Annotated in this window: 18 protein-coding genes, 1 other RNA gene and 1 pseudogene; 10 read left to right on the top strand and 10 right to left on the bottom strand. The window is 64.9% G+C overall.

What is annotated here, in order from left to right; translation table 11 throughout:
- Positions 1-94: 94 nt before the first annotated feature.
- Positions 95-1,030 carry a methionyl-tRNA formyltransferase gene (gene fmt / locus ACVWZM_RS21225; RefSeq protein WP_456854583.1) on the bottom strand — a complete coding sequence of 312 codons (936 nt, stop codon included), beginning with the start codon at positions 1,028-1,030 and terminating at the stop codon, positions 95-97.
- A gap of 150 nt (positions 1,031-1,180) precedes the next feature.
- Complete coding sequence (gene def / locus ACVWZM_RS21220; protein WP_038385628.1) at positions 1,181-1,708, bottom strand: peptide deformylase; 528 nt, start codon at positions 1,706-1,708, stop codon at positions 1,181-1,183.
- A gap of 170 nt (positions 1,709-1,878) precedes the next feature.
- Here def and ACVWZM_RS21215 point away from each other — a divergent pair, with 170 nt between their 5' ends.
- The gene (locus ACVWZM_RS21215) at positions 1,879-3,096 is read left to right on the top strand and encodes a DNA recombination protein RmuC (RefSeq protein ID WP_456854581.1); all 1,218 of its coding nucleotides are present in this window, start codon (positions 1,879-1,881) and stop codon (positions 3,094-3,096) included.
- Between the two features lie 187 nt (positions 3,097-3,283).
- A complete protein-coding gene (locus tag ACVWZM_RS21210; RefSeq protein WP_229192583.1) occupies positions 3,284-4,654 on the top strand; it encodes an AmpG family muropeptide MFS transporter in 1,371 nt (456 codons plus the stop codon).
- A 299-nt stretch (positions 4,655-4,953) separates the two neighbouring features.
- Here ACVWZM_RS21210 and ACVWZM_RS21205 read toward each other — a convergent pair whose 3' ends face one another.
- The 5 genes from ACVWZM_RS21205 to ffs all read right to left on the bottom strand — a co-directional run bounded on the left by ACVWZM_RS21205 (position 4,954) and on the right by ffs (position 8,557).
- Complete coding sequence (locus ACVWZM_RS21205; protein WP_456854580.1) at positions 4,954-5,397, bottom strand: hypothetical protein; 444 nt, start codon at positions 5,395-5,397, stop codon at positions 4,954-4,956.
- Positions 5,398-5,544: 147 nt separating this feature from the next.
- Positions 5,545-6,150, bottom strand: a complete 606-nt coding sequence (recR, locus tag ACVWZM_RS21200; protein WP_028335942.1) for a recombination mediator RecR — start codon at positions 6,148-6,150, stop codon at positions 5,545-5,547.
- The gene (locus ACVWZM_RS21195; RefSeq protein WP_028335943.1) at positions 6,151-6,471 is read right to left on the bottom strand and encodes a YbaB/EbfC family nucleoid-associated protein; all 321 of its coding nucleotides are present in this window, start codon (positions 6,469-6,471) and stop codon (positions 6,151-6,153) included.
- 23 nt (positions 6,472-6,494) lie between these two features.
- Positions 6,495-8,348 (bottom strand): DNA polymerase III subunit gamma/tau, encoded by a 1,854-nt coding sequence (locus ACVWZM_RS21190; RefSeq protein ID WP_456854578.1) that lies wholly within the window; start codon positions 8,346-8,348, stop codon positions 6,495-6,497.
- Between the two features lie 112 nt (positions 8,349-8,460).
- Positions 8,461-8,557: signal recognition particle sRNA small type (gene ffs / locus ACVWZM_RS21185), an RNA gene on the bottom strand.
- Between the two features lie 111 nt (positions 8,558-8,668).
- Here ffs and ACVWZM_RS21180 point away from each other — a divergent pair.
- From ACVWZM_RS21180 to ACVWZM_RS21155, 6 genes and pseudogenes are all read left to right on the top strand, one after another.
- Complete coding sequence (locus ACVWZM_RS21180; RefSeq protein WP_253588645.1) at positions 8,669-9,088, top strand: HIT domain-containing protein; 420 nt, start codon at positions 8,669-8,671, stop codon at positions 9,086-9,088.
- A 7-nt stretch (positions 9,089-9,095) separates the two neighbouring features.
- A pseudogene (gene nudC / locus ACVWZM_RS21175) lies at positions 9,096-10,047 on the top strand (NAD(+) diphosphatase).
- A 78-nt stretch (positions 10,048-10,125) separates the two neighbouring features.
- Complete coding sequence (locus ACVWZM_RS21170; protein ID WP_456854576.1) at positions 10,126-11,073, top strand: sugar kinase; 948 nt, start codon at positions 10,126-10,128, stop codon at positions 11,071-11,073.
- 76 nt (positions 11,074-11,149) lie between these two features.
- Positions 11,150-11,650: an Lrp/AsnC family transcriptional regulator gene (locus ACVWZM_RS21165; RefSeq protein ID WP_016848075.1), complete on the top strand. Its 501-nt coding sequence runs from the start codon at positions 11,150-11,152 to the stop codon at positions 11,648-11,650.
- Between the two features lie 161 nt (positions 11,651-11,811).
- Complete coding sequence (locus ACVWZM_RS21160) at positions 11,812-12,123, top strand: hypothetical protein (protein ID WP_456854574.1); 312 nt, start codon at positions 11,812-11,814, stop codon at positions 12,121-12,123.
- The gene (locus ACVWZM_RS21155) at positions 12,104-13,570 is read left to right on the top strand and encodes a methyl-accepting chemotaxis protein (RefSeq protein WP_456854572.1); all 1,467 of its coding nucleotides are present in this window, start codon (positions 12,104-12,106) and stop codon (positions 13,568-13,570) included. Before ACVWZM_RS21160 ends, ACVWZM_RS21155 begins: the two co-directional genes overlap by 20 nt.
- Before the next feature lie 120 nt (positions 13,571-13,690).
- On the opposite strand, the gene ACVWZM_RS21150 is transcribed toward ACVWZM_RS21155, so the two are convergent.
- Entirely contained in the window at positions 13,691-15,190 is a 1,500-nt protein-coding gene (locus ACVWZM_RS21150) for a phosphomannomutase/phosphoglucomutase (RefSeq protein WP_456854570.1), read from the bottom strand.
- Between the two features lie 441 nt (positions 15,191-15,631).
- On the opposite strand from ACVWZM_RS21150, the gene ACVWZM_RS21145 reads away from it, so the two are divergent.
- Both ACVWZM_RS21145 and ACVWZM_RS21140 read left to right on the top strand, forming a co-directional pair.
- Positions 15,632-16,207, top strand: a complete 576-nt coding sequence (locus ACVWZM_RS21145) for a hypothetical protein (protein WP_456854568.1) — start codon at positions 15,632-15,634, stop codon at positions 16,205-16,207.
- Between the two features lie 241 nt (positions 16,208-16,448).
- Positions 16,449-16,838 (top strand): hypothetical protein, encoded by a 390-nt coding sequence (locus tag ACVWZM_RS21140; RefSeq protein ID WP_456854567.1) that lies wholly within the window; start codon positions 16,449-16,451, stop codon positions 16,836-16,838.
- 276 nt (positions 16,839-17,114) lie between these two features.
- Here the strand turns inward: ACVWZM_RS21140 and ACVWZM_RS21135 are convergent, their stop codons facing one another.
- Together ACVWZM_RS21135 and ACVWZM_RS21130 are read right to left on the bottom strand one after the other, a co-directional pair.
- Positions 17,115-17,627: a TIGR02281 family clan AA aspartic protease gene (locus tag ACVWZM_RS21135; protein ID WP_092078840.1), complete on the bottom strand. Its 513-nt coding sequence runs from the start codon at positions 17,625-17,627 to the stop codon at positions 17,115-17,117.
- A 188-nt stretch (positions 17,628-17,815) separates the two neighbouring features.
- Positions 17,816-19,267 (bottom strand): NCS1 family nucleobase:cation symporter-1, encoded by a 1,452-nt coding sequence (locus ACVWZM_RS21130; RefSeq protein ID WP_456854565.1) that lies wholly within the window; start codon positions 19,265-19,267, stop codon positions 17,816-17,818.
- Positions 19,268-19,327 lie beyond the last annotated feature (60 nt).

The raw sequence follows: 19,327 nt of genomic DNA, 5'->3' as shown, positions 1-19,327 counted from the left end.
GCCGTCATTGCCGGGCTTGACCCGGCAATCCATCGTCTTCGGGACAAGCTTCTTTTCGAGATGGATGCGCGGGTCAAGCCCGCGCATGAAAATCTCAGGACACCTTTGCGCCGGGCTTCAGCGGCGTGCCGCGCAAGAAGTCCGCTGCCTTCATCGGCGCCTTGCCGGCGCGCTGCAGTTCGAGGATCCGGATCGCGCCGTCGCCGCAGGCGATCGCGAAGTTGTCGTCGAGCACAGCGCCCGGTGCGCCCGAGCCTTTCGCCAGCTCGCAGCGCAGGATCTTCAGCCGCACCGGCTCGCCTTCGCCGGCAAGCTCGCACCAGGCGCCGGGAAACGGCGAGAGCCCGTGAATGTGCCGCAGCACCATATGCGCCGGCTGTGTCCAGTCGATCCGCGCCTCGGCCTTCTCGATCTTGGCCGCATAGGTGACGCCGTCCGCGCTCTGCTTCGTCAGTTGCAAGCCGCCGCGCCCGAGCGCCGCCATCGCGCGCACCATCAGGTCGGCACCGAGCGGCGCCAGCGCGTCGTGCAGATCGGATGCCGTCATACTGTCCGTGATCGGCAACCGCTCGGCCATCGCGACGTCGCCGGTGTCGAGGCCGACATCCATCTTCATCACCATCACGCCGCTCTCGGCATCGCCCGCCATGATGGCGCGGTTGATCGGCGCGGCGCCGCGCCAGCGCGGCAGCAACGAGGCATGCAGGTTGAAGCAGCCGAGCTTCGGCGCGTCGAGAATGGCCTGCGGCAGGATCATGCCATAGGCGACGACGACGGCGGCGTCTGCGTCATGCGCGCGAAACTCCTCGAGTGCTTCCGGCGTTTTGAGGGTCTTCGGCGTCAGCACGGGAATGCCGAGGCGGCGCGCCTCCTGCTCGACCGGCGTCGGCTGCAATTGCAGGCCGCGCCGCCCGCCCGGCTTCGGCCCGCGGGTGTAGACCGCCACGACCTCATGGCCATGGGCTACGAGCTCCAGCAGCGTCGGCACCGCGAAATCGGGCGTGCCCATGAAGATCAGGCGGAGAGGCATTAGACAGGCTCGGTAGCAGTTGGAGTGCTTAAGCGCGAAGCGCGTCTTCGCACAAGAAGCCCCGGGCATCCACGTTTTCGGCGACAGCGAAGCAAGACGTGGATGGCCGGGTCAAGCCCGGCCATGACGCGTCCGGGAAAGCGACCGCGCCTACTCCGCCGCGCGCTTGGCGGCCTTCTCGAATTTCTTGAACACGCGGTCGCGCTTCAGTTTCGACAGATAATCCACGAACAGCACGCCGTTGAGATGATCGATTTCGTGCTGGATGCAGGTGGCGTAGAGCCCTTCCGCATCCTCCTCATGCACCGTGCCGTCGAGATCGGTGAATCGCACGCGTACCCGCGCCGGCCGCTCGACCTCCTCGTAATATTCGGGGATCGACAGGCAGCCCTCTTCGTAAACCGACAGCTCCTCCGAACGCGCAATGATCTCCGGATTGATGAAGACGCGCGGCTTCGCCGTGGTCTCGCCGTTCTCGTCGCGCTTGGCGAGGTCCATGGTGATCAGCCGCAGCGGCTGCGCGACCTGGATCGCCGCCAGCCCAATGCCGGGCGCGTCATACATGGTCTCGAGCATGTCGTCGGCCAGCTTGCGGATCTCCGGCGTCACCTTCTCGATCGGTTTCGACACCAGCCGCAACTGCTTGTCCGGCAGGATGATAATTTCTCTTAATGCCATGGCGGCGATTTAAGCTGCTGACTTCATGGGGTCAATGCGCTCAGGAACCCGTTAGGACAACGTTAACCACGTTTCTTCACTCCGCATTAACCCGGAAAATCAGGGATGCATTTCCCATAAGCGTTCCCTCTTCGTTCGCGCCGGGCCGCGAATCGGCTACAACTGCCGGCATGAACGAGATTCTCCTCACGATTGGCGACCTTCCCGTCCGTGTCTCCGACGCCTTGATCGGCCTTGGGGCGCTGGCGCTGATCCTGTTGTTCGCCATTGCGCTGGTGATCGCACGCGCCAGCCAGCGCGGCGCGGAACTCGCAATGGCCCAGGCCATCCGCGCCGACGAACTGGAGGAGCGCCTCGCCGACATGCTGCGGGCCCAGAGCGAATCCTCCGGGCGGGTCGATGCCAAGGTTGATACTATGGCGCAGGCACTGGCCGGCCGCCAGGCCGAGATGGCCCGCGCCGTCAACGAGCGGCTCGATTCGGTGACCCACCGGGTCGGCCAGTCGATGGAGCAATCGACCCGCAACACGATGGATTCGCTGCGCGTGCTGCACGAGCGGCTCGGCATCATCGACCACGCCCACAAGAACCTCAACGAGCTCACCACCCAGGTGACGACGCTGCGCGACGTGCTCGCCAACAAGCAATCGCGCGGCGCCTTCGGCCAGGCGCGGATGGAGGCGATCGTCCAGGACGGCATGCCGAAGGGCTCGTTCGAGTTCCAGTACACGCTGACGTCGGGCAAGCGGCCGGACTGCGTGGTGTTTCTGCCCGACCAGCGCCCGCTCTGCATCGACGCGAAATTCCCGCTCGAGGCCATGACCGCGCTGCACGATGCGCGCAGCGACGAGGAGCGCAAATTCGCCAGCCAGCGGCTGCGCGCCGACGTGCTGAAGCATGTCAGCGACATCGCGGAGAAGTACCTGATCCCTGGCGAGACCCAGGACACCGCGCTGATGTTCGTGCCGTCGGAATCGGTCTATGCCGAGATCCATGACGGCTTCGACGACGTGATCCAGAAGGCCTATCGCGCGCGCGTCGTGCTGGTATCGCCCTCGCTCTTGATGCTGGCGATCCAGGTGATGCAGCAGATCCTGAAGGACGCCCGCATCCGCGACGCCGCCGACCAGATCCGCAACGAGGTGATGCATCTCGGCGACGACCTCGGCCGCCTGCGCGATCGCGTGCTCAAGCTGCAGACCCATTTCGGCCAGGTGAACGAGGACGTCAGGCAGATCCTGATCTCCGCCGACAAGATCGAGAAACGCGCCGGCCGGATCGAGGAACTCGACTTCAGCAAGTCCGAGACCCCGATCGAGGTCCCCCGCTTCGTCAAGCCCGCCCCCGACCTGTTCCCCGCCCCGCGCAAGCTGCAGGCAGGGGAGTAGCCACCTCGCCCCGCTTGCGGGGAGAGGTCGAAATTCGCGCATCGCGCGAATTTCGGGTGAGGGGGAGCTTCCGCACATTGCACCCGTCATAATTCGCTGAGAAAGCCCCTCACCCCAACCCTCTCCCCGCGAAAGAGCGGGGAGAGGGAGCCAAGGCAGCTGCGGTCGAATCTGCTAACAGAGGGACATGACCGCGCCCGAAGTGACCGCGACCCAATCGGAAAAGAATCCCCCCGCCGCCACCTCCTGGCGCGACAGTTTTGCGGTGTATCTGCAGCCGCGGGTGCTGATCGTGCTGCTGCTGGGCTTCTCCTCGGGGCTGCCGCTGGCACTGTCGGGCTCGACGCTGCAGGTCTGGATGAAGGAGGCCGGGGTCGATCTCGGCACCATCGGGCTGCTGGCGCTGATCGGCACGCCCTACACGCTGAAATTCCTCTGGGCGCCGCTGGTCGACGCGCTGCATGTTCCGCTGTTCACGCAGATGTTCGGCCGCCGCCGCGGCTGGCTGCTGTTCTCGCAGCTGCTGCTGATCGCGGCGATCCTGGTGCTGGCGATGGCCGATCCGGCGCGATCGCCGTGGTTCGCGGCCTTCGCCGCGCTGCTGGTCGCAACCGCATCGTCGACGCAGGACATCGTGGTCGATGCCTTCCGCGTCGAAAGCCTGCCTGAAAGCGAGCAGGCCGCCGGCATGGCGTCCTATGTCGCGGCCTACCGCGTCGGCATGCTGGTCTCGACCGCAGGCGCGCTGTTCATCGTCAGCGGCTTCGAGTCCGCTGGCCTCGTGCGCCTGTCGGCCTGGATGTGGGGCTATGTGGTGATGGCCGCGCTGGTCGTGATCGGCATCGTCACCGCGCTTGCGGCGACCGAGCCGACGCAATCGAAGGGCGCGGAGGCGGCGACGCATGCGCAGAACGCGGCCGAACGCGTGCTACATGCCGCGCTCGGCGCGTTCTCCGAGTTCCTCAGCCGCAAGGACGCCTTCGCGGCGCTCGCCTTTGTGGTGCTGTTCAAGTTCACCGACGCGTTTTCAGGCACCATGACCGCGCCGTTCGTGATCGACATCGGCTTTTCCAAGGTCGATTACGCGGCGATCGTGAAAGGCGTCGGCCTTGCCGCGACCCTGATCGGCGGCTTTGCCGGCGGCTTCGTGGCGCGGCGCTATTCGCTCGCGACCAGCCTCTGGATCGGCGGCGTGCTGCAGGCGGTCGCCAATCTCTCATTCTCCTGGCTCGCCCATGTCGGCGTCGATCAATGGGCGCTCGCGCTTGCGATCACCGCGGAGAATTTCACCAGCGCGATCGGCACCGTGATCTTCGTCGCCTATCTGTCGGCGCTGTGCCGCAATCCGCTGCACACCGCGACCCAGTACGCGCTGCTCACGGCGCTCGCCGCGGTCGGCCGCACCTATCTGTCGTCAGGCGCCGGTTATGTCGCCAAGGCCGTCGGCTGGCAGATGTTCTTCGTGATCTGCGTGCTGGTCGCGATCCCGAGCCTGATCCTGCTCGCCTGGCTGCAGCGGCGCGGGCATTTCGACGAGCTGGGGCCGGTGCGGGTTTAGTCGCCTGTAGCCCGGCTTGACCGGGTGAATCCGCCCTGTATTCCGGAGGCGTCCGTAATTCAGCGGGGAAGCGGCGGAACCACTCTCTCCGCGCGTCGTCCTGGCGAAAGCCAGGACCCATTACCCCAAATGCGAATTGTTGCGCGATGTCGAGGCCACGATCCATCCGACAAGCAAGGCCGGTGATTATGGGTCCTGGCCTTCGCCAGGACGACGATGAGGATGGGTCGCAACTCAAGAAACAGCGCGGTGTCATTACCCGCGCATCCAGGCGATGACACCGTAACCGAGGCACGATCCTACTTCGCCACTACGCTCCACTTTGTGACGATGGCTTCGCTCATCTCGCCGGCGTCCTTGGCGCAGGCGACTTCGTCGACCCTCACCGAGATTTCCTTGCCGGAGAGGCTTTTGAGTTGCGCGGCCTGGGCGTCGTTGGTCGGAATCAGCTGGAAGGTTTCCGGCCCGGTCTCGAGATTGCACAGACCGTTCGGCGGCGGCAGGCGGCGCGGCTCGCTGGTGATCTGGTAGGTCGCGACGCGCTTGCCGCGGTTCTTGGCGTCACGCACCTTCATGACACCGAGCTCTCCCGACAGCACGTCGCCGGCGTGGATCATCTTGCCGGGCTTCTGCGGGGCGTCGGCCTGCTGCGCGAGCGCGCAAGGCGCGGCGAACGTTGCCGTCAGAAGCGCAAAGCCCAAACGTACGCCGAACAAGCGTACGCCGAATCGGTGTGCCGTCATTGTCAGTGGTTCCGTATCTTGATTCGTCAGAGCGTGAATGACCGTCCCCGAATCGGCATCCACCCTACCATTTTGTTTTGGTGCGATCTTTTCGGATTGTGACCGATCGCTTGGCGCCTGACGCGTGCTCGGCGCCAGCATCGCGCGCTAGAACAGCGTCCGCTGCCGCATGGCTGCAGATAGCGTACCTTCATCGAGGTAATCAAGCTCTCCGCCGACCGGCACGCCATGCGCCAGCCGCGTCACCCGCACATTGGCCTCCGACAACAGGTCGGTGATGTAATGCGCGGTGGTCTGGCCGTCGACGGTCGCATTGAGCGCCAAAATGATCTCGCTGACCTCAGGCGCATGCGCGCGTGCCACCAGCTGATCGATGGTGAGATCCTGCGGACCGACGCCGTCGAGCGGCGACAGCGTTGCGCCGAGCACGTGATAGCGGCCATTGGTCGCATTGGCGCGTTCCAGCGCCCAGAGGTCGGCGACGTCAGCGACCACGACGATGATCGAGGGATCGCGGCGCGGATCGGTGCACACGGTGCAGGGGTTTTGTGTATCGATGTTTCCGCAGGTCTTGCAGACCTGGATCTTGTCGATCGCGACCTGCAGCGCCGCGGTCAGCGGCGTCATCAGGGCTTCGCGCTTCTTGATCAGATGCAGCGCCGCGCGCCGCGCCGAACGGGGCCCGAGGCCCGGCAGCCGCGCCAGCAACTGGATCAGGCGTTCAATCTCGGGGCCGGCAACGCTTGCAGCCATTTAAGTCGGACCAAATCCCGGCGGCAGGCCGAGCCCGCCGGTGAGCGCCATCATCTTCTCCTGCATCGCGGTCTCGGCCTTGCGGCGTGCATCGCCATGCGCGGTGACCAGGAGATCCTCGAGCACCTCGCGTTCCTCCGGCTTCATCAGCGACGGATCGATCTTGATGCCCTTCACTTCCATCTTGGCGGTCATGCGCACCGTGACCAGGCCGCCGCCGGAGATGCCTTCGACCTCGACATTGCCGAGCTGTTCCTGCATCTCCTGCATCTTGGATTGCAGCTGCGCTGCCTGCTTCATCATGCCGAGAAAATCAGCCATGCGTGCGTCCCTATAGCCAAATATCAATCGTCGTCGCTGTCGGAAGTTTCAATCGGGTCTTCGCCTGACGCATCCGAAACCGGAACCTCGGCGGCAAGGCGGCGAACCTCGACCACCTTGGTGCCGGGGAAGCGCGCCAGCACCTCCTGCACGCGCGGATCGGCCTCGGCGGCGCGCTGGTGCTCGCTGCGCGCCAGTTCGTTCTGCGAGCGCACCGTGGGCTGGCCGGCCTCGTTGGAGATGATCACGGTCCAGCGCCGCCCGGTCCATAGTTCGAGCTTGCGCGACAGATCGGTGACCAGCGCGCGCTGCGCCTTCGGCTCGAGGGCGATCTCGAGCTGGCCGTCCTCGATGCGCACCAGCCGCACATCGGCTTCCAGCGCACTCTTCATCATGATGTCGCGCTTCTCGCCGGCGAGCGCGATCAGTTGCGGAAAGCTTGATATCCGCAGCGCCGGCGCGGCATCGGCGACCGGCGCTGCCATCTGCGGACGCGCGGCGAGATCGCCGCGCGGCGCGGCCTGCGGCGTGCGCACCGGCGCCGACGGCATGGCCGACATCGCCGAGCTCGGTGCGCCGCGTGACGGTGACGACGCGGCGGAACCCGACGTCGCGGGCGCAGCGCCACCGCCATTCTGCTCGATCATCCGGATCGCCTCATCCGGCGTCGGCAGATCGGCGACATAGGCAATCCGCACCAGCACCATTTCGGCGGCAGCGGCCGGGCGTGTCGCGGTCTGCACCTCGGCGATGCCCTTGAGCAGCATCTGCCACATCCGCGACAGCACCCGCATCGACAGCTTGGCGGCGAACTCGCGCGCCCGCACCCGCTCGGTCTCGCCGAACGCGACATTGTCGGCCGTCCCCGGCGCGAACTTCACGCGGGTGACGAAATTGACGAACTCGGCAAGGTCGGACAGCACCACGACCGGATCGGCGCCCACGTCATATTGCGCGCGGAATTCGGCGAAGGCGGCGGCGATATCGCCGCGCGCCAGCTGTTCGAACAGGTCGATCACGCGGGTGCGGTCGGCGAGGCCGAGCATTTGCCTGACCGCGTCGGCCTTTACGTTGCCCGCGGCATGCGCGATCGCCTGGTCGAACAGCGACAGCGAATCGCGCACCGATCCCTCGGCCGCGCGCGCGATGATGCCGAGCGCCTCGGGCTCGACCTCGACGCCTTCCTTGGCCGCGATGTTGCCGAGATGCTTCATCAGCACGTCGGCTTCGACGCGGCGCAGATCGAAGCGCTGGCAGCGCGACAGCACCGTGATCGGAACCTTGCGGATTTCGGTGGTGGCGAACACGAACTTGGCGTGCTCCGGCGGCTCCTCCAGCGTCTTCAGGAAGGCGTTGAAGGCCGCCGTCGACAGCATGTGGACTTCGTCGATGATATAGACCTTGTAGCGCGCGCTGGCCGGCGCGTAGCGCACGCTGTCATTGATCTGGCGGACATCGTCGACCCCGGTGTGGGACGCGGCGTCCATCTCCAGCACGTCCATGTGCCGGCTTTCCATGATCGCCTGGCAGTGGATGCCGAGGTCCGGCATGTGGATGGTCGGCCCCTGCACCGAGCCGTCCGGCTTGGCGTAGTTCAAGGCGCGGGCGAGGATGCGCGCGGTGGTGGTCTTGCCGACCCCGCGGACGCCGGTGAGGATCCAGGCCTGCGGAATTCGCCCGGTCTCGAACGCGTTCGAGACGGTGCGCACCATGGCCTCCTGGCCGATCAGGTCCTCGAAGCTGGAGGGGCGGTATTTGCGGGCAAGAACGCGGTAGGGTTTTGCGGCGTCCGGCGCGCCGCCGAGATCGAAACCGCCGTCAAGGCTCCCTTTGCCTGCGCCGTCGGACGGATGGGAGGGGTCGCCAGCGTCATTCATGCATCGATCCGCAACTTGGGAATTGTCTCTTCAGCCGGCGTGCGGATAGGAGCCAAAATCGAGCGCCGGGCGCGGAGACCGCCATTCCAGCGCGATTCGCTCGGAAAAACAGGTAGGAGACTGACGAGCGACCCGATCCGGACCTCGTTAGGGCTGCTTCCTTCCGGACCTGACCCGGTTGGCGAGTGGCTCGTCCACCGCCAATCTCCCGATCCCTATTTGGGGCCAAAACCGCCGGAAAGCAAGCGGCCTGACCCGGCTTTGTAAGGCTGGCTTTGCGGGGCTTGTCTGGGAACACGGAAAGGCATTATTTGCCCCCCATGCCCGCCTCCAATTGGTCGCTGCATTCGCAGCTCAAGAAAGACACCATCGACATCGGCGACCTGCCGCTGTGCAAGGTGCTCGTCATCAAGGATGCGCATTATCCGTGGCTGCTGCTGGTGCCGCGGCGCGACGGCGCGGTCGAGATCATCGACCTCGACGAGGTCGCGCAAGCGCAGCTGATGACGGAAATCACCCGCGTCTCGCGGGCCCTGAAAGAGGTCACCAAGTGCGACAAGCTGAATGTCGCCGCGCTCGGCAACCTCGTCCCGCAGCTGCACGTCCACATCATCGCGCGCCGCACCAGCGACGCTGCATGGCCGCGTCCCGTTTGGGGCGTGATGCCGCCGCTGGCGCATGACGCCGAGGAAGTGCAGAATTTCATCAGCGCGCTTCGCCGCAAGATCTGGTTGGGTTGAACATTCAATGTCTGCATTCGATTCATTTCCGCTCGGCCAGCCGGCCTTCGTCACCCACGTGCTGGACCGCGCCGCGCATCTGCGCACCAACGACGAGAAGCTGTTCGCGCTGGAAGGCCACCGCGAGGCGAGAGCCTATGTGATCTATCGCGACTCGCTGGTCGTGAAGCAGGAGGACGGCGGCGCCCGCGCGCTGCTGTCGCTGGAGGAAGCCCGCAGCTACGGCGCCAATCCCGGCACGATCTTCCTGGGGCTGCGCAACGCCGCGCCGATCTTCGGCATGGGGATCGCGCCGCAGGCGGCCGAGAAGCTGGTCGGACGCGCCGACGTCGCGATCACCGAATTGCGCGGCATGGCGATGCAGGGCGTGGTGCCGCCCGAGCAGCTCTCGGCCATCGCGATGGCGAAATCGATGGTGACCTGGCATCAGCGCCACGGCTTCTGTCCGAACTGCGGCACCCGCACGGCGATGAAGGACGGCGGCTGGAAGCGCGAATGCCCGAGCTGCAAGGCCGAGCACTTTCCGCGCACCGACCCGGTGGTGATCATGCTGGTCACGTATGGCGATAAGGTGCTGTTGGGACGGCAGAAGCAGTTCATGCCCGGCATGTATTCCTGCCTCGCCGGGTTCGTGGAGGCCGCGGAGACCATCGAGGACGCCGTGCGGCGCGAGATTTTCGAGGAGTCCGGCATCCGCTGCACCGACGTCAATTACTACATGACGCAGCCCTGGCCCTATCCGTCATCGCTGATGATCGGCTGCACCGCGCGCGCGACCAACGAGGACATCGTGGTCGACCGCACCGAGCTGGAAGATGCGCGCTGGTTCGACCATGCCGAGGCGTCGCTGATGCTGAAGCGCCAGCATCCCGAAGGGCTCGCCGGCCCCGCATCCGTTCGCGATTGCCCATCATCTGCTCGGCCGCTGGGTGCATCACCAGAACCCGTTGGACAAATAGCGGGAACCGGACATCGTTCTGCCGATTAAAGCTGGACACAGTTCTGGCAGTAACGGAACCATTGCGACGGATCCCCGCATGAATTTTCAGAACGGCGCCCCGAGAGTCCCGCCCCGCATCCTCTGCATCGGCCTGCCGGTGCGCGACCTGACCTTTCGCGTCAGCGTTCCGGCGCGCGGCTCCAAGGAGAACGCGACGCACTTCGACGAGATCTGCGGCGGCAATGCGCTGAACGCCGCCATCGGCATCGTCCGCTTGGGCGGGCGCGCTTCGATCTGCGGACCGATGGGCGATTCGCAGGAGACCTCGAGCCGCTACATCTTCGACAAGCTCGCCCAGGAAGGCATCGAGACCAATCATCTGATCCACATGCCGAACCTCGTCACCCCGATCTCGGCGATCATGATCGACGACAGCGGCGAACGCACCATCGTCACCTTCCGCGATCCGGAGCTCTGGAAGGTCAAGCTGCCGCCGACCGAACTCTTGCTGGAGGATTGCGCGGCGATCCTGACCGAGAGCCGCTGCGCGCCGTTCTGCACCGAGCTTTGCGCCGAGGCGGTCAAGCGCGGTATCCCCGTGGTGGTCGACGTCGACCGCGCGATGTCGATGCGGGAGGGGCTGCTCACCGCCTCCTCCCACCTGGTGTTTTCCAGCGAGCCGCTGCAGGAGACCGCCGACGTCACCGACGACGGCCAGGCGCTGCACAAGCTCGCCAAGCTCACCCCCTCCTTCCTGGCCGGCACCCGCGGGCCGATGGGCACGATCTGGCTCAACGAGAACGGCGAGCTGGAGGAAACCCCGGCCTTCCCGGTCCATACCGTCGACACGCTCGGGGCCGGCGACGTCTTCCACGGGGCCTTCGCCCTCGCCATCACCGAGAAACAGCCGCTGCGCGACGCGCTCCGCTTCGCCTCGGCTGCTGCAGCGCTGAAATGCACCCGCTTCGGGGGCGCTTATGCCGCACCGCAACGTACTGAAGTTGAAGAGTTTTTGGGTCAGCACGCCGACGCCAAGCCAGCCTGAGCCGCCACGAATCGCTTGATTTGGAAGATTCTTCTCTATATGAGGGATATTGAACCTCCATATGGAACTTTCTTCTATGACCGATGTCGCCATTCAGCTTCATGACAACAGCCGCCGCCTCGATGCGATCGATCGCAAGATTCTAACCGTGCTGCAGGAGGATGCGTCGCTCTCCGTCGCCGAGATCGGCGACCGGGTCGGCCTTTCGTCGACGCCGTGCTGGAAGCGCATCCAGCGGCTGGAGGCCGACGGCGTGATCCTGCGCCGCGTGGCGCTGGTCGACCAGAACAAGATCGGGCTCGGGATTTCAGTGTTCGTCTCGGTCGAGAGCGCCGACCATTCGGAAGCCTGGCTGCGCAAATTCGCCGACGCCGTCAGCGCCATGCCAGAGGTGATGGAGTTCTACCGGATGGCCGGCGACGTCGACTACATGCTGCGCGTCGTGGTCGCGGACATGCAGGCCTACGACGTGTTCTACAAGAAGCTGATCAGTGCCGTGCCGCTGAAGAACGTCACCTCGCGCTTCGCAATGGAGAAGATCAAGTCGGTGACGGCGCTGCCGGTGCCCGCGGCGTAAGCGCCGCCGCACAACCCCACACGAGACGTCGATACGCTCCCAGGTAGTTCGCCGGTTCGGTATTTACCTGAAGTTAGCGCCGGCAGCGGTATCCTGCTGCGATGGAGCCGGGGGAGATCATCCCAGCGAGACGACGGCCTGCCTGGCTGGGCGCGGCCGCATTGCTGATCGCGAGCTGGATCGCGGTCGCAACGCTGTCGCTAAAGGTGCGTGCGGGCAGCGACGTGGTGGCGGTGGCCTTTCCGCCATGGTGGCGCGCCGAGCGCGCGCTGCTGGCCGCCGCATCCGCCAATGCGTCGATCGTTCGGATGACCGCGATCCCGGCCCTGCTGGTGGTGCGGCCTGACCGCAATGGCGGGCTGAGCCGGCTGTACGAGGCCGGCGCCTTGCTGACCATGGATCCGCAGGCGATCGCCGGCTGCTTCGGGGCGGATGACGATCTGGGGGTTGGGGATGACCTTCGAAGGCGATGAAATGGCCGCGCTGCGCGAGACGGCCAGCAAGATCCTGCTCGTGGTGCTGTGGCTGCACGTTCCGATCGCGATCATCGTCGGCATCACGCTGCACACCGACTGGCTGATGCCGGCTGGCTTCATGGTCGCGATGGCGCTGGCCGCGACATTGTCGTGGCGCGTATCGGGGAATGGCGTTTCAACCCGCCTGATCGTTGCCGTGGCCCTGATGGCCGGCGTGTCGATGCTGGTCTACCAGTTCGCCGGCCACCGCTGGCAGGTCGACATGCACATGTACTTCTTCGCCGCGCTGGCGTGCCTCGTCGCCTATTGCGACTATCGGCCGATCGTCGCCGGCACTTTGGCGGTTGCCCTGCACCACCTGACGCTGAATTTCATCCTGCCGGCTGCGATCTATCCCGGCGGCGCCGATTTCGGTCGCGTCGTTCTCCACGCCGTGATCCTGCTGATCGAGGCCGGCGTGCTGATCTGGCTCGCGCACACGCTTGCCGAACTGTTCAGGACGTCGGCGCAGAAAGCGGCGGAGGCCGAGGCCGCCGGTGCCGCCGAGGCGCGCGCCAACGCCGAGCGCATCGAGGCCGAACGCGCCAAGCACGATCGCGATGCCGCGCGGCGCGAACTCGCCGCCGGCTTCGAGCGCAAGATCGGCGAGGTCGTCGAGGCCGTCGCGGTGGCGGCCGGCGCGATGCAGGACCTCTCGGCAACGATGAACGGCAGCAACGCGGAAACCATCCGCCAGGCCACCGCCGCCGCCTCCGCATCGACGCTGGCCTCGAGCAATGTGGAAACCGTCGCGTCCGCGACCGAGGAGCTGACGGCCTCGATCAACAACATCGCCGAGCAGGTGACGCGCTCGGCGCGGATCGCCGCCAAGGCCGCCGACGAGGCACGCCGCACCAACAGCGTCGTCGAAGGCCTTGCCGCCGGCACGCAGAAGATCGGCGAGGTGGTGACGTTGATCCAGAACATCGCCAGCCAGACCAATCTGCTCGCCCTGAACGCCACCATCGAAGCGGCGCGCGCCGGCGAGCATGGCCGCGGATTCGCCGTGGTCGCGAGCGAGGTCAAGGCACTGGCCAACCAGACCGCCAGGGCGACCGAGGAGATCTCGGCCCAGATCCAGGACATCCAGAGCGCGACGGGTGCTGCCGTCAGCGCGATCGGCAGCATCGGCACCACGATCGCGGAGATCGACCACGTCTCCGGCGAGATCGCGGCCGCCGTCGATCAGCAGGGCGCGGCGACCCGCGAGATCTCCAGCAATCTGCAGCAGGCCGCCGATCGCACGCGGGACGTCAACAAGGGCATCCTGAACGTCAACCGCGCCTCCGAACAGGCCGGCAGCGCGACCGCACAACTGCTCGATGCGGCCAACGGCCTGTCGTCGCAATCGGAGTGGCTGAAGACCGAGCTGGACCGCTTCCTGGCCTCGCTGCGGGCGGCGTGAAGCTGCGGACACCGACCGTCGCACGCTGGCTTGACCCGCGTGCCCATCGATTTTCAAGAAAGCTTTTCCGAGATGGATTGCCGGGTCAAGCCCGGCAATGACGACCCAGGAGCACCCAGCTCAAATCTTCTGATTATACTCGCCGACCTCGGGATGCGTGCGCAGCACGGCATCCATCGCCTCGAACATGTCGTGCATGCGCCGCTCGCTGACCGGGCTTTCCACCACGACCACGAGCTCCGGCTTGTTCGAGGACGCGCGCACCAGGCCCCAGCTGCCGTCCTCGACCGTGACGCGCACGCCATTGACGGTGACGAGGTCGCGGATGTTCTGGCCCGCGACCTTCCCGCCCTGCTGCTGCAACGCCTCGAAGTGCTTCACGACAGCGTCGACGACGCCGTACTTCGCCTCGTCGGCGCAATGCGGCGACATGGTCGGCGACGACCAGGTCTTCGGCAGCGCGTCCTTCAGGTCGGCCATCGACTTGCCGGGGGCGCGGTCGAGCATTTCGCAGATCGCGATCGCCGACACCAGGCCGTCGTCATAACCGCGGCCGAACGGCTTGTTGAAGAAGAAGTGGCCCGACTTCTCGAAGCCGGCGAGCGCGCCCAGCTCATTGGTGCGCCGCTTCATGTAGGAATGGCCGGTCTTCCAGTAGACCGTCTTCGCGCCCTGCTTCCGCAAGACGGGATCGGTCACGAACAGCCCGGTCGACTTCACGTCGACGACGAACTGCGCGTTGGCGTTGATCGCCGACATGTCGCGCGCCAGCATGACGCCGACCTTGTCGGCAAAGATCTCCTCGCCGGTGTTGTCGACCACGCCGCAGCGGTCGCCGTCGCCGTCGAAGCCGAGGCCGACATCGGCCTTGTGCGCCAGCACCGCATCGCGGATCGCGTGCAGCATCTCCATGTCTTCGGGGTTCGGATTGTATTTCGGGAAGGTGTGATCGAGCTCGGTGTCGAGCGGGATCACATCGCAACCGATCGCCTCCAGCACCTGCGGCGCGAACGCGCCCGCGGTGCCGTTGCCGCAGGCCGCGACGACCTTCAGCCTGCGCTTCAGCTTCGGCCGGCTGGTGAGGTCGGCGATGTAGCGCGCCGGATAATTCTCGTGGAATTGATAGGAGCCGCCGGCCGTGTTGTTGAATTCGGCGTTGAGCACGATTGCCTTCAGCCGTGACATCTCGTCGGGACCGAAGGTGAGCGGGCGGTTGGCGCCCATCTTGACGCCGGTCCAGCCATTGTCGTTGTGCGAGGCGGTGACCATGGCAACGCAGGGCACGTCGAGATCGAACTGCGCGAAGTAGGCCATCGGCGTCACCGCGAGCCCGATGTCGTGCACCTTGCAGCCCGCCGCCATCAGGCCCGAGATCAGCGCGTATTTGATCGAGGCGGAATAGCCGCGGAAATCGTGACCGGTGACGATCTCCTGGCGGACGCCGAGCTCCGCGATCAGCGCGCCGAGCCCCATGCCCAGCGCCTGCACGCCCATCAGGTTGATTTCCTTGTTGAACAGCCAGCGCGCGTCGTACTCGCGAAACCCGGTCGGCTTCACCATCGGCTCGGATTCGAAGGCATAGGTGTTCGGAACCAGCGCGGATTTCGGCTTGGGAAACATGGTTCGGCCTTATGGTCGTATGCAGAAAAACATCGTCGCAGCCTTTAGCGAATGCGCGGGCCGGGCGAAAGCAGAGACTGGGGCTGGTGGCTAATAATTGCGCCAGATTTGGCGTCGGCCAATACTTGCACGCCGGCGCAATACGCCGCGCTGTTGCGCCCTACGCGCTGCTTGACCGCTAATCGCTCCGACCCAGCAGCGCGCCGAAATCGGCCACCGCAGCGAGCCGAACTGGCTGACGGCCAAGGCCGCCCCCGCCGACAGGCGGGCGTCCGGCGAAGACGATTTGCAAGCCGAACCGGAAGCGACACTTCCGCGCCATTGCGCAAGCCATCCTTCAAGCACTTGGCTTCAAACATCTAAAGCCAACCCAGCACTCTCCGCGAGGCGCGCCGCACGCGCTCGCCCGCAGATGCCCGCAATATCTGTAGGTGATGATCAATGCCTGATTACTTTCTGGTGCCGGTGGACCATCAGCCGGATTTCGATGACTACTCGCTCGTTCCCGTTGACCACGACCCGTTCGCCGCGGATGGCGTAACTCAACAGGCGCAGATTCAGCAGCCGCCGACACCGACTCAACCAGCGCAACCCCAGCTGCAGCAGCCTGCGACAGCAACCGGTCAGCCCGGCGTCAACGGGCCGGCGACTGGCAACAGCCCCAGCGGATCGGGTGGCGTCGCTGGCATCAAGCGCTTTGGCGGCGCCGAAGGTGGCGACTTTCCGAGCCGCAATGCGGGGATCGGTTTCGAGAGCGCGGAGCGCGCATGGGACGCTGCCCGTAAGGAAATGATAGACCTTGGTGCCCAATATTACCCGGAAGAGACCAAGAGCAGGGGTTTTATCCCGGAACTGGGCGTGGAAATTCATAAGCGCGGCGGACTATATTACTACGATCAGATAGCGCGCGGATTCCAAGACGGAGCGCTGGCGGTGGTGTGGGGTTTGGCGACAGCGGTGCGGTGGCACGTCGGCACATGCACTGGGATGATCAGCACGAGATTGATGGAGATCTAGACAATGCGAAGGCTTATTCGCAGAAAACTCCGGATTATCGAGCGTGGGTTGGATCTTGGGATGGGAGCTATCTGTATTGGCTTCACGGCAAGCCAACGGGGTCGAGAATGCCTGATTGGAATCGATACAAATATTGAGTCATGCCGATGAAAATGTTCGTGCTCGCCGGAGCCTTATGCCTTCTGCTCGCCAATTCAACGGTATGCAAGGCAAACTCGGGCCCCTGGTGTAAGCCGGTGTCGTGACTTTGACTTTCAAAAATCAACAAGGCGGGGATCTTGCGAAGATCGAACTTCGCACCCTCAAGGCAGTTTGCGACCGAAACCTGGAAAAGAAGGGGTTTGGGGTAGGCTTGGAACGGTCGATGCGCATTGAACACAATGGGCAATGGATTGATGTGCCGAAAGAGTGTCTATCCGTTTTTCCTTTTGGGGAAGATGAGGTGTCGCTATCGGGTGACGATGCCGGCCTAGGCATAGCTATTACCGGGAAACCGACGGAGAGAGGCGAGCGTTTAAAAGTCTCGATATTCAAACACGGTGATGAAGTCTTTTGCGTTCAGGTCGTGCGCTGCCCGAATGTCGACGACCCGCCCGGCTATATCAGAGAGTGCAGTAGGGATTTACAGTGAGCACGCCGGGAGATCGGCGCGACGCTCTGCGAAAGCGCCTCAGGTCTGACGTTGCCCGCGAACGTCTGGCGCAAATGCCGCGCCGTCGCGAAGATCGACTCGACTACGCTCTCATTCCCAAAATGTGAACAAGCAGCGCACTGAATTCCCTCGCGGCGACTCGTGTGTCCGCCTTCCTCAGTTTCGGCGGAATTTCTGCCGTTCTGAGGAGACGATGCGCATCACGGAGGAAGACATCCGGCGGAAGACTTGGATAGGCTTTGATGCCAATCGGCCTTACTGCTCCAGCAACAATTTGCCGTTGGCATATTCGAAGCGCTTCAGCTTCGACAGGAAGGACAGGCCGAGCAGGTTTTCCGACAGCGCCTCGTCGGGCAGCACCAGGGCATCGACGTCGCGCACGGTGAGGCCGCCGATCTCGATCATGGCGATGCGGGCGCGCGCGGCCTTGATGGTGCCGTTGGCAGTGGTGACGCGCGAGGTGTAATCGCCCGGCACCGGACGCAGGCCGAAGCGTGCCGCGGACGTTTCGTTCAGGGCTACCACCGAGGCGCCGGTGTCGACCATGAAGTTGATGCGCTGGCCGTCGATCCGGCCGTCGGTCGCGAAGTGACCGCGAGGATCGGGCGCAATACTGAGCGTGCGGGCGCTGGCCTGCGCCACCGTGACGGCTGGGGCCATGGTCTGCTTTGTGGTGGTCGCGGCGGCGGGCGACATCTTGCTGGCCATCTGAGCCATGAAGGTGCCCAGCCCGATCAGGATGGCCGCGAAAATCATCAGGTTACGCATGACACCATACTCGGAAAACCGAACACGCAATTTCACCACGCCGCCCGCCCCGCCGCGAGCGAGGGCGGCGGCACGAGCCTGCCATTTTGGCGAAAAGGATGAGCGAAGGGTTAATGCGAGCCCCAAGGGGCGGCCGAATGACGTCGGTCGCCCACGAGGGCCGCAATTTCCGGCCCTCAGGCCGTCTCTCAGGCCGTCCTGGCGACCGGGCTCGGCATCGCAACGCGCAGCGCGTAATAGACCGTGCCCGCGATCCCGACACCGAAGAACCAGCCATAGACCGCCCACCACGCCGGAAGGATTGAGGTGAAGTTCGGCAGCACCGACGAGAACAGCGCGCCGATGCCGGCGGCGATCAGCGCGCTGACGTTCCAGCCGTTCTGAAAGCGATATTCGCCGTTCTCCTGATACAGCGCCGGCACGTTCACACGGCCTTTGGCGATCAGGTAATAGTCGACCATCATGACGCCGAAGATCGGTCCCATCGTCGCGCCGATCAGCCCGACGAACGAGGCGGCGCTGCCCTCCCAGGGCGCGAACGGATACAGCGCCAGCGCGATCAGCGCCGCGATATAGCCGCCCTTTTTGAAGTCGATATGCCGCGGAAACACGTTCGAGAAATCGAACGCCGGCGAGACGAAATTGGCGACGACGTTGATGCCGAGCGTCGCCACCGCGAAGGTGACCGCCGCGAGCAGCGCCAGGAACCAGCTGTCGAACTTCGCCGAAATCTGGTCGGGATGCAGCAGCACCTCGTGATAGACGTTGAACGCCGCGATCGTGGTGACGCCGGCGACCAGCGAGAACAGGATCAGATTGACCGGCAGGCCCCAGATATTGCCCTTGCGCAGCGCGGCTGCATCGGGCGCATAGCGCGAGAAGTCGCAGAAGTTGAGATAGAGCGCGGCGAAATAGGTGATCCAGGTCGCGGCGACGGCGCACAGCGCCGGGAACGAGCCGGGCACGCCGGGTACGCCAGCCTCCTTGGTCTTCTCCAGCAGCACGTCCTGCGGGATCGGCGCGGTGAGCGAGATGCCGCCGGCCGCGATGCACAGATAGATCGCAAGGATCAGCATCATCAACCACACCGCAGGTCCCGCCCAGTCCTGGAAGCGCCGCACCGTTTCCATGCCGCGCTGGATGATCAGGAGCTGCAGCGCCCAGATCACGACGAAGCAGATCACCTCGAGCGTGGAATGGCCGAGCATATGGCTGGACTGGTGGAACGCCTTGAAGCTGTCGATGCGCGTCAGCAGCGCAACGATCGCGCCCGAGGCCGCCGCAGTCTGCGCGCCGTACCAGAAGCAGGCGACGACAGCGCGGACCAGCGCCGGAATGTTGGCGCCCCAGACCCCGAACGAGGCGCGCGCCAGCACCGGATAGGGCACGCCGGTCTTCACGCCGGCATTGCCGATCAGGCTCATCAGCACGAAGATCACCAGCGACCCGACGCCGATCGCGAGGATGAAATTGACGAAACTGCCGCAGAGCAGGAACAGGCTGGCGGCGAGGTAATAGCCCCACAGGCTGTGCACGTCCGAGGTCCAGACGTTGAAGATGCTGAAGGCGCCCCAGTTGCGTTCCTTGGCCGGCGCCAGGTCTTCGTTGTACAGCGACGGCGATGCGTTCTTGATCTCCACGGTGACCTCCCCAAACTGCGAGCCCGTGATCCCATCCCAGCGTGCAAATCTAACCATCGT

The organism is Bradyrhizobium sp. USDA 4501, assembly GCF_054062115.1.
Note: the sequence above shows the minus strand (reverse complement) of the source record. Positions and strands in the feature narration are given on the sequence as shown.

Coding starts and splice junctions, on each gene's coding strand:
- fmt (WP_456854583.1), bottom strand. CDS start 1,030: ATGCCTCTCCGCCTGATCTTCATGGGCACGCCCGATTTCGCGGTGCCG.
- def (WP_038385628.1), bottom strand. CDS start 1,708: ATGGCATTAAGAGAAATTATCATCCTGCCGGACAAGCAGTTGCGGCTG.
- ACVWZM_RS21215 (WP_456854581.1), top strand. CDS start 1,879: ATGAACGAGATTCTCCTCACGATTGGCGACCTTCCCGTCCGTGTCTCC.
- ACVWZM_RS21210 (WP_229192583.1), top strand. CDS start 3,284: ATGACCGCGCCCGAAGTGACCGCGACCCAATCGGAAAAGAATCCCCCC.
- ACVWZM_RS21205 (WP_456854580.1), bottom strand. CDS start 5,397: ATGACGGCACACCGATTCGGCGTACGCTTGTTCGGCGTACGTTTGGGC.
- recR (WP_028335942.1), bottom strand. CDS start 6,150: ATGGCTGCAAGCGTTGCCGGCCCCGAGATTGAACGCCTGATCCAGTTG.
- ACVWZM_RS21195 (WP_028335943.1), bottom strand. CDS start 6,471: ATGGCTGATTTTCTCGGCATGATGAAGCAGGCAGCGCAGCTGCAATCC.
- ACVWZM_RS21190 (WP_456854578.1), bottom strand. CDS start 8,348: ATGAATGACGCTGGCGACCCCTCCCATCCGTCCGACGGCGCAGGCAAA.
- ACVWZM_RS21180 (WP_253588645.1), top strand. CDS start 8,669: ATGCCCGCCTCCAATTGGTCGCTGCATTCGCAGCTCAAGAAAGACACC.
- ACVWZM_RS21170 (WP_456854576.1), top strand. CDS start 10,126: ATGAATTTTCAGAACGGCGCCCCGAGAGTCCCGCCCCGCATCCTCTGC.
- ACVWZM_RS21165 (WP_016848075.1), top strand. CDS start 11,150: ATGACCGATGTCGCCATTCAGCTTCATGACAACAGCCGCCGCCTCGAT.
- ACVWZM_RS21155 (WP_456854572.1), top strand. CDS start 12,104: ATGACCTTCGAAGGCGATGAAATGGCCGCGCTGCGCGAGACGGCCAGC.
- ACVWZM_RS21150 (WP_456854570.1), bottom strand. CDS start 15,190: ATGTTTCCCAAGCCGAAATCCGCGCTGGTTCCGAACACCTATGCCTTC.
- ACVWZM_RS21145 (WP_456854568.1), top strand. CDS start 15,632: ATGCCTGATTACTTTCTGGTGCCGGTGGACCATCAGCCGGATTTCGAT.
- ACVWZM_RS21135 (WP_092078840.1), bottom strand. CDS start 17,627: ATGCGTAACCTGATGATTTTCGCGGCCATCCTGATCGGGCTGGGCACC.